At 37.8% G+C, this 12319-nt stretch carries 12 protein-coding genes; 7 read left to right on the forward strand and 5 right to left on the reverse strand.

Annotated features, from left to right (window positions below):
- The 5 genes from AC22ZQ_RS07255 to AC22ZQ_RS07275 form a co-directional block, all read right to left on the reverse strand.
- Positions 1-1897: M13 family metallopeptidase (locus AC22ZQ_RS07255; protein ID WP_318958117.1), on the reverse strand; the 1897-nt coding region annotated here is incomplete at its 3' end.
- A 273-nt stretch (positions 1898-2170) separates the two neighbouring features.
- A complete protein-coding gene (locus AC22ZQ_RS07260; protein WP_318958118.1) occupies positions 2171-2614 on the reverse strand; it encodes a GNAT family N-acetyltransferase in 444 nt (147 codons plus the stop codon).
- Between the two features lie 60 nt (positions 2615-2674).
- Positions 2675-4126: a glyceraldehyde-3-phosphate dehydrogenase gene (locus tag AC22ZQ_RS07265; protein ID WP_318958126.1), complete on the reverse strand. Its 1452-nt coding sequence runs from the start codon at positions 4124-4126 to the stop codon at positions 2675-2677.
- A gap of 60 nt (positions 4127-4186) precedes the next feature.
- Positions 4187-5053: a sigma-70 family RNA polymerase sigma factor gene (locus tag AC22ZQ_RS07270; protein WP_090244726.1), complete on the reverse strand. Its 867-nt coding sequence runs from the start codon at positions 5051-5053 to the stop codon at positions 4187-4189.
- A gap of 144 nt (positions 5054-5197) precedes the next feature.
- Positions 5198-6661 carry a Do family serine endopeptidase gene (locus tag AC22ZQ_RS07275; RefSeq protein WP_318958119.1) on the reverse strand — a complete coding sequence of 488 codons (1464 nt, stop codon included), beginning with the start codon at positions 6659-6661 and terminating at the stop codon, positions 5198-5200.
- A 173-nt stretch (positions 6662-6834) separates the two neighbouring features.
- On the opposite strand from AC22ZQ_RS07275, the gene AC22ZQ_RS07280 reads away from it, so the two are divergent.
- The 7 genes from AC22ZQ_RS07280 to AC22ZQ_RS07310 all read left to right on the forward strand — a co-directional run.
- Entirely contained in the window at positions 6835-7452 is a 618-nt protein-coding gene (locus AC22ZQ_RS07280) for a hypothetical protein (protein ID WP_318958120.1), read from the forward strand.
- Positions 7449-8225: a diaminopimelate epimerase gene (dapF, locus tag AC22ZQ_RS07285; protein ID WP_318958121.1), complete on the forward strand. Its 777-nt coding sequence runs from the start codon at positions 7449-7451 to the stop codon at positions 8223-8225. Before AC22ZQ_RS07280 ends, dapF begins: the two co-directional genes overlap by 4 nt.
- Positions 8206-8721, forward strand: coding sequence for a hypothetical protein (locus AC22ZQ_RS07290; RefSeq protein WP_318958122.1), 516 nt, complete (start codon positions 8206-8208; stop codon positions 8719-8721). The genes dapF and AC22ZQ_RS07290 overlap by 20 nt, the downstream gene beginning before the upstream one ends.
- Positions 8705-9235: a GNAT family N-acetyltransferase gene (locus tag AC22ZQ_RS07295; protein WP_318958123.1), complete on the forward strand. Its 531-nt coding sequence runs from the start codon at positions 8705-8707 to the stop codon at positions 9233-9235. The genes AC22ZQ_RS07290 and AC22ZQ_RS07295 overlap by 17 nt, the downstream gene beginning before the upstream one ends.
- A complete protein-coding gene (gene mltG, locus AC22ZQ_RS07300) occupies positions 9225-10289 on the forward strand; it encodes an endolytic transglycosylase MltG (protein WP_318958124.1) in 1065 nt (354 codons plus the stop codon). The genes AC22ZQ_RS07295 and mltG overlap by 11 nt, the downstream gene beginning before the upstream one ends.
- Positions 10290-10293: 4 nt before the next feature.
- Positions 10294-11280, forward strand: a complete 987-nt coding sequence (locus AC22ZQ_RS07305; protein ID WP_318958125.1) for a glycosylasparaginase — start codon at positions 10294-10296, stop codon at positions 11278-11280.
- The coding region (locus tag AC22ZQ_RS07310) for a glycosyl hydrolase 2 galactose-binding domain-containing protein (RefSeq protein ID WP_413468678.1) at positions 11274-12319 on the forward strand (1046 nt) is incomplete at its 3' end. The genes AC22ZQ_RS07305 and AC22ZQ_RS07310, both read left to right, overlap by 7 nt.

Consider the following 12319-nt stretch of genomic DNA (forward strand, 5'->3'; position numbering starts at 1 on the left):
ACTCTGCCTCTGTATAGTTGATTTTCCACAATTGCGCATAGGCAATAAAGAAACGTTGACTTGGAGTAAATCCTTTAATTTCCTCTCCGCTCTTAAATTCTTCTGTACGCGTGTAGGCGTGGTAAGCCATAGTAATTCCACCTAAATCGGCAATATTTTCACCCATAGTTAAATCAGGGTTAACACAGTGTCCTTCTAAAGCACAGAATTGCTCAAATGTATTTCCTAACTTCTTTGTTCGTTGTTCAAAAGCAGTTCTATCTTCAGCAGACCACCAGTTTGTGAATGAACCATCAGCAGCAAATTTAGATCCCATGTCGTCAAAACCATGTGTAAATTCGTGACCGATTACCATCCCAATTGTACCGTAGTTTACAGCATCTTCAGCTTCCATATCAAAGAATGGAGGTTGCATTATTCCTGCTGGGAAGGCAATTTCATTTAAAAGTGGGTGGTAGTATGCATTCACCATGTGTGCAGGCATTCCCCATTCCTTTTTATCAACAGGCTTTCCTAATTTCTCCATGTTTTCTTTAATTGAAAAAGCAGTACAAGCATCAATATTTGCGATGTAATCGTCTTTGCTCAATTTAAGCGATGAAAAATCTTTCCATTCTTCAGGGAAACCAAGTTTTCTTCCGATAGAAGAAAGTTTTAATTGTGCTTGTTCTTTCGTTTCAGCACTCATCCAATCTAAATTATTGATACGCTCTTCAAAAACAATCAATAAATTATCTACCATCTTGTTAACTCTGTTTTTAGCATCTTCACTAAAGTGTCTTTCTACGAATGCTTTCCCTAGTGCTTCACCAATTGCAATGTTAGTAATCTCATCAATGGCTCTTTCCTCAATAGGTTTCATTTCTTTAGACCCTTTGATTACTTTTCCGTAGAAGTTAAAAGAGGCATCAACAAAATCTTGACTTAAATGAGGCGCGTAATGATTCAAAATACACCACGTCATGTAGTTTTTAATATGTGTGAAATCACCACTTTTAAGTTGACTTCCTAAAATTTCAATATATTCTGGTTGCCCTACTACGATTTCAGAATTCAAATCTTTAAATCCTCTTTCGTGCAAGTAAACTCTAAAGTCAAAATCTTGGAACCACATAGCAACTTCTGGAAAATCTACAGGGTTGTAAGTTCTTTCTGGAATTCTCAATTCTTTTGGTTCCATCATTGGTCTAGCCATTTCTCTTTCCCAACCAATAATACTTCCAGCAAGCTCTTCTTTGTTTGGCAATGCTGCTACATCCCCCAAAATGGTGATGTACTCTTTGTAAGATGTTAAAATCTCTTCCTTGTCTTTATCTAGGTAGTAGTTACGATTTGGCAATCCTAAACCTCCTTGAGAAAGATAAACAGTGTGTTTGTCTACGTTTTTTAAATCTTGTCCAACACCAAAGCTAAAGAAAGCTGAAATACCTTTGTTGTGCAATTTGGCAATCATAGCAGGTAATTCATCCTTCGTGCGCATTTCTCTTACCTCAAAAAGTAAGTGATCTATAGGACCCATAGAGTTTTTATTTCTTTGGTCCATATTTATGTAAGAAGAATAATAAGCTCCTAATAACTGCTGTATATCGCCTTCAGGTGCATTGGCCTTTACGGCGTCATTTAATATGGCTTTTAATTTCGTCTTGTTTTCCTTGTCTAACTCGTTAAAACTTCCCCATCTAGATTCGCTCGCTGGTACTGGATTGTTCTTAACCCAAGTTCCATTGGCGTAGGTAAAAAAGTCTTCCGAAGCTTTTACAGATTTATCCATGTAAGACAAGTTGATGGTTTTTTGTCCATCAGCTGAGCGTAAGCCCTCTTTGTCCTTACCTGTAAAAATCCCACAACTTGTTGCAACAAGTGCGGTCATCGATAAAATTGAGATTTGCTTTATCATTGAATTTTCGTTTATAGTGCTTGTTTATTATAAGCTCGGAAAGATAAGGAAAAGCATTGATTTATTAAAGTTTCAGCCGTTCATCTTGGGGGACGTTTAATGAAGAGCACGGGTAGGTGTGGGGAGTGGGCTGGACATTTCTGGCTATACGCTTTAGTTACCAAGTGCTACACTAAGCTACAAGTCGCAAAGCAAGCACTTCCGACGGTCGTGCATGATTTGCGTTGTACCTAAGTATTGCCCATGGCAAGCTGCCGCTGCTATCCAGGCCAGTTAGCTTCTCAGCATGGCAACATGGGGAATATCATCTTCTAAATACACATCACTCACTTTTACAAAACCATGTTTGTTATAATAGCCTTGCAGGTGTTCTTGAGCAGAAATTTTAACGGGAACCTCTCCATATTCTTGAGCAATAAAAGCCAAAGATGCATGCATGAGTTCATGTCCCATATCTTTTGCTCTATGCCCTTCATCAATAGCTACTCTTCCTATACTCACTTCAGGATAACTTACACCGGGAGCTAAAATTCGTGCAGTTCCAATTAAGGTATCATCATCCGAATACATCAGTACATGATGGGCAGCCAAATCCTTACCGTCTAACTCTGGGTAAGGACAATTTTGTTCCACCACAAAAATATTAATGCGCAGGGCAATCAAATCGTGCAGAAGTAGGGGAGAGAGTTCATCCCATTTTTTAATCTCTATTTTCATAAGGACATAAAAAAACCGTTACCTCGAAAGATAACGGTTTTCACTAAAAAAATGAATTTCCTAGTAGTATATTAATCTTCTCACTTTCGCGATGTATTTCGCTAAACGAATAACTTGTTTTGTGTATCCGTATTCGTTATCGTACCAAGTGTACAATACTACGTTTTTACCATCATTAGATGTAATAGTAGCAGGAGAATCGAATACTGAACAACAAGTGTTACCAATAATATCGTTAGATACCAATTCTTCGTCTACAGAGTAGTAAATTTGGTTTACTAAGTCACCGTTCAATGCTGCGTGCTTAACTTTCTCGTTAATTTCTTCTGTAGTTGTTGCCTTAGACAAGTTCAAAGATAAGATAGCTAAAGATCCGTTTGGAGTTGGTACACGTACCGCGTTAGCTGTTAATTTATCTTGTAAAGAAGGAATAACTTTAGTTACCGCTTTACCAGCACCAGTAGAAGTAATTACCATGTTGATGGCAGCAGATCTACCTCTTCTTGGCTTCTTGTGCATGTTATCCAATAAGTTCTGGTCGTTCGTGTAAGCGTGAACTGTTTCGATGTGACCTTTTTCGATTCCAAACTCGTCAGAAACTACTTTTAATACTGGAGAAATTGCGTTAGTTGTACAAGATGCAGCAGAGTAAACATTCTCTGAATCTAAGTCTAACTCGTGGTGGTTAATTCCGTAAACGATGTTTGGAATTTCTTTACCTGGAGCAGTTAACAACACTTTAGAAATACCTTTCGCTTCTAAGTGTCTAGATAATGCAGCTCTGTCTGTAAATACACCTGTATTATCAATCAATAAAGCATTGTCAATTCCGAAAGCTGTGTAATCTACATCTTCTGGAGAGTTTGCTTCAATCATCTGAACGATTTGTCCGTTGATGCTGATTGTTTTGTCTTCTGTGTTTTCAATTACAGTACCGTCGAATGCACCGTGAACAGAATCGTTTCTCAATAAAGCCGCACGCTTAGTAATGTTTGCAGGACTTGCGTTACGAGTAACGATTGCTCTTAATCTCAACTGCTGACCTTTACCAGCTTGTTTGATTAATTCACGAGCAGCCAAACGACCAATTCTACCAAAACCGTATAATACTACGTCTCTTGGTTCAATTTTACCGTTGTTTTCACCGATGAAATCCGCTAACTTGTTTTTCAAGAAATCTGCTTTAGACGCGAAGTTGTCTTTTTCAGTTAACCACTCGCTCGCCAATTTCCCGATATCCAATTTTGATGGATTCAAGTTTAAGCTTAATAACTCTTCAGCCAACTCAGAAGTTGTGAACACATCAATCGGCTTGTTCACTACCGTATCTGCGTAACGGTGAAGGTTTAGAATTTCTGCAATCGTTGTATTGATAAGGTGGTTTCTGAACAACACTAGTTCAATACCTTGGTCGTACAACAATTGACCAGTTTTACTTTGTAATTTTACTGCAGCACGCTCTTTTCTTACGTGCTCGTTTAATTCATTTTCGTAGCCGATAGCAGCTTCCATCATGATAAAAAATTATAGTGTATATAAAAAAATAGGCCGCCCACAAGGCAGCCTAAAATGTTATCCTAAGTATGCTTTCAATAATTTGTTACGCGAAGTATGTCTCAACCTGCGAATAGCTTTCTCCTTAATTTGTCTCACACGCTCTCTTGTTAAATTGAACTTCGATCCAATTTCTTCAAGTGTTAATCCGTGGTTCATACCAATTCCGAAGAACAAACGAATGATCTCTCTTTCCTTGTCTGTTAACGTAGAAAGTGAACGCTCGATTTCTCTTTGTAAAGATTCAGCCATTAATTCAGAATCCGCTTTTGGAGAATCAGAGTTTGCCATCACATCCATCAAAGTACCTCCATCTTCAGAAGAAGAAAGTGGTGCATCCATAGATACGTGTCTACCTGATACATTCAATGATTCTTTAACTTTATCTTCAGGAACTTCCAACGCTTCTGCTAATTCTTCAGCTGAAGGTGGACGTTCATATTCTTGCTCTAAACGAGAGAATGCCTTGTTAATCTTGTTTAACGAACCAACTTGGTTCAAAGGAAGACGAACAATTCTTGCTTGTTCTGCCAAAGCCTGTAGAATAGATTGACGAATCCACCATACGGCATAAGAGATAAATTTGAAACCTCTTGTTTCATCAAACTTTTGCGCAGCTTTAATTAATCCTAAGTTTCCTTCGTTAATTAAATCTGGTAAAGTTAATCCTTGATTTTGGTATTGCTTGGCTACAGAAACAACGAAACGTAAGTTTGCTCTAGTTAATTTCTCTAAAGCGGTTTGATCTCCTGCTTTAATTCTTCTCGCTAATTCTACCTCCTCTTCAGCAGTGATAAGCTCTTCTTTACCTATGTCTTGAAGGTACTTATCAAGTGATTGACTCTCACGGTTAGTGATCGACTTTGTTATCTTAAGTTGTCTCATGTATATTTATCCTCCTAGTCTGTTAAACACTTGTAAAAGTGGGTGCAAAGATACACCCTTCTTTTTGATTAAAAAAATTTTTTAATGACAAAAGATTGAATTTCAATTATCACAAAAAGCATGCCTTAACTCTCTGGTAATGGGCTATAAACCAAAACCAACGTAGTCTTTTTTACCGCTAGGTGTAACAACTTCTAAGAGTACTCCTCCCTTTGCATTCTTTAAAGCTTGTGTTAACATCTCAGTATCTGTAACACGTTGATTATTAATCTTTGTGATAACCATTCCTTCTGTTAATCCTAAGGCTTTTAATTTTCCTGCACTCAGGGCATTGATCTTAACGCCGTTTTCTATGTTCAGTTCTTTCATCTCTTTTGAGCTCAATTCCCCGAACTGCGCACCTAGCGCGGTGTTCTTTTCTACTTCACTTTTTGAAATAAGTTTCGTTTCTCCTGCATCATTTCTTAATAACACCTCTTTGATGCTTTCGTTACCATCTGTATCTATGATAGTTAAGCTTACTTTATCCCCCGGTCTTCTTTTTCCAATTTCTTCTTGGAGTTCAGACGGACTGTTCACCGCTTTGCTTCCTACCTTCGTAATCACATCACCTTCTTTCAACTTCGCTTTATCAGCTCCGGACTTTTCTACGACCCCAGCAATGTAGACACCGTTAAGCGTAGCCAATGATTTTTCATCTTTCAATTCTTGGGTGATATCTGCAATTTGCACTCCTAAATAAGCACGTTGTACAATACCGTAATCAATGATGTCTTTCATCACTTTCTTTACCAAGTTGGCAGGTACGGCAAAAGCATACCCCGCATACGATCCTGTTTGAGAAGCAATGGCCGTATTCACACCCACGAGTTCTCCTTTTGTGTTGACCAAAGCTCCACCTGAGTTACCAGGGTTTACGGCTGCATCAGTTTGTATGAAGGATTCTATCGGCGCTTTACTTTTACCTTCTCGGGCAATAATGTTAATGTTACGTCCTTTAGCCGAAACAATACCGGCGGTAACTGTTGATGTTAGGTTAAAAGGGTTACCAACGGCCAATACCCATTCTCCCACCTTCACGTCATCGGAATTTCCGAAGGTCATTGGTTTTAAGTTATCGGCATCAATTTTAATAACTGCCAAATCTGTTGAAGGGTCTGTTCCAACTATAGTGGCCGTATAAGTTCTGTCGTCGTTTAAGGTAACTTCAATTTCTGTTGCATCATCGATTACGTGATTATTGGTAATAATGTAACCATCTTCTGACATGATTACACCTGAACCAGAACCTTGTCCGTGCTGTTCATATTCTCGTTGCCCAGTTCCTGGTCCATTAAAGAACTCATAGAAAGGATCTCGAACCACTCTAGTTTTTGTAACCAAAGTTTTAACGTGAACCACGGAGTGCAAACTTTTGTCAGACGCAGCGGTGAAGTTTTCCGTTATGCTTGGATTGAACTCAGGTAAATTTACCGCATGAACGGGAAGGTTAGTTTCAGGTTGAATATTGTTTGTTTTAGGTGTTGTATCGTTCATCAATAAAAATGCTCCAAGTGGTAGCATTCCTCCGATTACACCTATCCCTAGATTTTTTATTGTTCTATTCATTTTCTTTTAATTTGAAATTTAGCTCTACTAATTTAACGTGTGAACTTTCCTTTAGTGCTCTGGGCTGTGTTAAAGATTGTTAAGGGTGTTTTAATCGTTTTTTTGGATACTTTTTACGAATTCTTTTGTGCTTGATTGTGTGTGTTTTAAGAAATTCTATTTTTGTAGTATAAATGGAAAAAAAGTACATACAATTTCTTACTGTATTCCTAATTGGAAGCGGTGTTGGAGCTTTGGTAATTTATTTTGCAATGAAAGCTTCTGGCCCTGAGGAAGAAACTCAACAATTGGTGAAAACCGTATATCAACCTAAAGTGATAAGGGATACGGTTTACCTTACCAAGAAAGAAGAACATACAGTTCAGAAGCAACAAGATGAGGATGTAGAAGAAAATGCAGATCAAAAAGATACCTTAGATCTTGTCATTGATTCGTTGGTTTTAACAGAAGACACGAACAATGTTTCAGATGATTTGATTGTGAGTGAGCGTATGAATTCTTCTATAAAAGTAAAGTTGAGAAAATATCAAGAAACCGATTCGGTAGACGTTGAAGAAATCTTTAATGTTAAATCTGAACATTACAACAGTGAAATAACGGTTCAGTTCTGGACCAGTCCTTTACAACTTACCGGATACGAATTATCAAGAAATACTCTTAAACTATTTGGTTTTGACCCCAGACAAGCAGTACTTTTGCAAGCGAAAGAAGGAGATCGTATGCAATTAGTAATTGATACGATGAGCTTCGAGTTAAGAAAGACAGACAAGTTTATCTCGCTGGAGTTATGAAGAAATTCAATTTTTACAAATACCAAGGAACTGGAAACGATTTTGTGATGCTAGACAATACCCATGGAGGTTTTGATGCACTTACAAATGAACAAATTCAAAAAATATCTCACCGTAAATTCGGGATAGGGTGTGACGGAGTAATTCTAGTTATGCCGCATGATAAATATGACTTTGAAATGCGTTATTATAATGCCGACGGATCGAGAAGTTTTTGTGGAAATGGAGCAAGAGCAGCGGTGCGATTTGCAGAATTCTTAGGATTAGCCAAAGAGGAATGTTCTTTCCTTGCCATAGATGGTGTGCATACAGCAAAAATATTTCCAAATGAAATTGCCTTGGCTATGTCGCCAGTAAATGAGGTAAACGAGACAGAGGGAAATTATGTTTGTGATACGGGTAGTCCTCACTACATTAAGTTTACAGAAGACGCGATAAATAGTGTTGATATTGTTGCTTACGGAAAAGAGGTACGTTATAATGATACCTACAAGCAGGATGGTATTAACGTAAATGTTGCCAATACCTCTACTTTAGAAATGTTGACCTACGAGCGTGGTGTAGAAGACGAAACGCTTTCTTGTGGAACGGGAGCTACAGCAGTGGCTTTGGCATATGCTAAGAAGTTTGATATTGAAGGTCCTGTTGCACTCAACCTAAAGGTAAAAGGTGGTCTTTTACAAGTTGCTTTCGATAGAAAAGGTGAGGAGTATACCAATATTCAATTGATAGGACCGGCCGTAGAGGTTTTCCGTGGAGAATATGAATTATAGTTTCCGCCCCCAACACATAGAAGTTTTAGATAGAGGTAATCCACTCAAAAAAGGGACTTATCTATGGATTTTTCATGCAGATAAAATTCCTCCTCATATCGGTATTTCTACAGAAAATAATTTCTTTAGTATCAAGTCTAGAGGAAGAGATTTTGGTATAGCTGTAGAGTATGTATTTGCATTGATAGATAGAAAAAATGTGAGTTCACTCTTCGTTCAGTTAAACGATGTTGATTTAAAGACGGTGGAAAGTGTGTTCGAGAAGTACAGCTCAATTCCAGAAGGAAGTTCTTGCTTAGAGCCTATAAATAAGATAATTGATCCCAATAATAATTTTTCATCTGTTGGAGAATTACTAAATTCATTGACAGAAAAAAATGAGCTCTTAAAAGTTTTCGGTATTCATTTACCAGACGATTATGAAGGTATTCCCGCTTATGGGAGACGTGAGATAGAGGAGCGTATTAAATTTTTACGCAATGTTAAAGGGAGATAAGATTTACCTCAGAAGAGTAGAAACCTACGATGCTACCACCATCCTATTTTGGGAAAATAACACGCATAATTGGCGAGTTTCTAATACAGAAATTCCGTTTTCATTACATGAAATAGAGGCGTTTATTGATAATGCACAAGCATACAGAAGTACAGGACAGCTTCGTTTAATGATCGTCGATAATGCAAGTAATAAATCGGTAGGATGTTTAGATTTTTTTGAAATGAACTTTAAAGAGCTCCGTGCAGGTGTTGGAATATTGATCAATGATACTGCAGATAGGGGGAAAGGCTTTGCTAAAGAGAGTTTAGGTCTAGCCGAGGATTATGTCAAAAAGGTTTTTAATTTTAGACAGCTTTTCTGCAATATTCAAGCAGATAATACCGAAAGTATAGCCCTTTTTGAAAAACTAGGTTATCAAAAACAAGGAATAAAAAAAGACTGGTATAAAGTGGATGGAGCTTACATCGATGAATACTTTTACCAAAAGAGATTTGAGTTAAATGAAGAATAAAAAGACTTGGCTTATAGTTCTAGTAGTAATAGGACTTGGTGCTTTTTTATTAAGAGGAAAAATCGCGCTTTTCTTCGCTAGTGAACGTCATACCATCAATCAAGAAACCCTTACTTTTTATATAGATGCTCCCATGAAATTGGAGAGTTTAGCAGATTCTTTATTTGATAAAGGCTGTTTAAAACGCAAGGGAGATTTAATTCTAGTGGGAGAATATAAAGGTTTGGACGAGGATAACATCGCATTGGGGAAATATGAAATTAAACCGGGGGTGAACTTAAAAACTTTGTTGAATGGATTTACACTTAATAGTAATGGAAACGGTAACGGTGAGTTAGAGGTAGATGTTACTTTTAACAACTGTTTGGATGTATACGAAGTGGCTGGAAAAGTGGCGCAATCCTGTATGGTAGACAGTGCAGAATTGATAGATTATCTTCTATCTTCTGAAACTTTGAACCATTATGGATTTACAGAAGCTACAGTAGGAACATTATTTCTTCCCAATACTTACAGAATGTTCTGGGATGTTACTCCAGAGAGCTTTGTTGAGCGCATGGCCAAGGAGTACAAACGTTTTTGGAACCCACACAGAGTTGCACGCGTAAAACAAATAGGGCTCGAAACACAGTCAGAAGTAGTAACGATTGCCAGTATAGTCTACGCCGAACAAAATCGAAAACCAGAAGAGTGGCCACGTATAGCAGGTTTGTATTTGAACCGAGTGAATAGAGGAATGTTGCTTCAAAGCGATCCAACGTTGTTGTTTTGTAAACCTCCTGGTCAACGCAAGCAAAGAAGAGTTTATAACAGAGATAAAAAGGTAGATTGTCCATACAACACCTATATGTATCCGGGAGTACCTCCAGGACCAATTTTAATACCACCTTCAAAAGTTATTGAGGCAGTATTGAATGCTGAGAAACATAATTATATCTTTATGTGTGCAAAACCAGAATACAGTGGTTTGCACAATTTTTCAACCACGAATGCACAGCATAACCGTTATGCCAATGTGTACCGACGTTGGTTAGATCAACAAGGAATACGATAAGACGATGAAAGAGAACAGAAGAAGTTTTTTTAAGTGGAGTTTAGCTTTAGGGGCAATTGGATTAACTGCTCCTGCAAAAGCAATGAATAATTTAGGAAGTCTAGGTAAAGTAACTAGAAAACCAATTATCATTTCTACGTGGCAACACGGGATGGATGCCAATAAAAAAGCTTGGGAAGTTCTTGGAGCCAAAGGTTCAGCGCTTGACGCAGTTGAACAAGGTGCACGCGAGGTAGAATCTCAGGTAGAAAATAAATCTGTGGGTATAGGAGGTTTGCCAGATGAATTAGGTAAAGTAACCTTAGATGCCTGTATTATGGATCACAATCATAAATGTGGTTCTGTAGCCTTTTTACAAGATATTGAACATCCTATTTCGGTGGCTAGAAAAGTGATGGAAGATACACAACACGTAATGCTTGTTGGAGAAGGTGCCAAGAAGTTTGCATTGGAAAAAGGTTTTGAAAAGAAGAATTTACTTTCAAAAAGTAGTAAAGAAGACTATAAAAAATGGAAGGCATCTCAAGACCGTAAAAAACCAGAGGTTAATCATGAAAACCACGATACGATTGGTTTGTTGGCCATGGATGAAGCTGGAAATATTTCAGGTGCTTGTACTACTTCAGGTTGGGCGTATAAACTACATGGTAGAGTAGGAGATTCTCCGATTATTGGTGCCGGACTTTACGTAGATAATGAAGTAGGAGGTGCCGTTGCTACAGGATTGGGAGAGGCTGTGATTCGCGTTTCAGGATCACACCTGGTGGTAGAATTAATGCGTCAAGGAAAATCTCCGCAAGAGGCTTGTCAACTCGCCGTAGAACGCATCATTTCCAAACACGAAGATTTAACAGGATTACAAGTAGGTTTTTTAGCCTTAAATAAAAAGGGAGAAGTTGGAGCATATTCGGTATTCAATGGTTTCAATTACGGCTTAAAATCTAAGGATCAAGACGAGCTTATCGACGCACCTTTCAATAGAAAATGGTAAGGATATTCCTATTCTTGTTGTGTGTTTTTCCCTTGTGCACTAAAGCACAGGAGGAAGATACTCTAATATGGAAGTATTCAACTACAGACTCTTTTGCTTACGGTAGTATTCAATATCATCAATTTAAAAGCGTTGATGATTTTCGCCCCAATGCCTTAGAACATCAACCAACTGTTTTACAATCTAGTTACCATTATCAGGGAGGAAAGGCCATTCTTCAATGTGATAAAATTGCCACTTTTTGTGTGATTGATGTAAACGGAGTTACCGTATTGCGCACCAATAATTATTTCCATCCTTGGGAAGTAGATATTACTTCTTATTTGAAAAAAGGGGATAATCATATCCAAGCACGTTTTATGCCTGCGGTTGAAATGGGTTTGGAAAAGCATTATAATTATATACATCCTGCTCCGAACGATGAAGGAGAGGTTGAAATTGCTTCTCTCGTTAGAAAGCCACAACATATGTTCGGCTGGGATTTTGCTCCAAGAATGAATTTAATGGGTTTCATTACTCCCGTGGTAATCAAACGAAAGCAAGATCAATTTCAAAATCCTTATGTTAAGACAATTTCCTTGGATTCAAATTATGCTATAATTGAGAGGTCTATTGAAGTAATTAATGCTGAAATCAATGAAGTTCTATGGCAAATTAAGGATGAGCAAAGAACTTTAATTCCTCAAGCCGGAAGGTTGAGTTGGATAGATACATTGTATCACCCGAACTTATGGAAGGCTGGTGAGATTAATGAACTTTATAACGAATACTGGATACTTGCTGCGGATTCCTTCACTTTTTCTAAACATGTGAATTATGGCGTCCGTAAAGTAGAATTGGTTCAAACACCAGATAGTTTGGGAACCCCTTTTTACTTTAAATTGAATAATGAGTTTGTCTTTTGTAAAGGATCCAACCTTGTTCCTTTGGATATCTTTCCAACGAAGGTAACTACACAAAAGATAAAAGCTTTAGTTTTGGATGCCAAGGAAGCAAATATGAATATGCTTCGTGTTTGGGGAGGCGGAGATTACTTGCC

Source organism: Lishizhenia sp. (genome assembly GCF_057456495.1).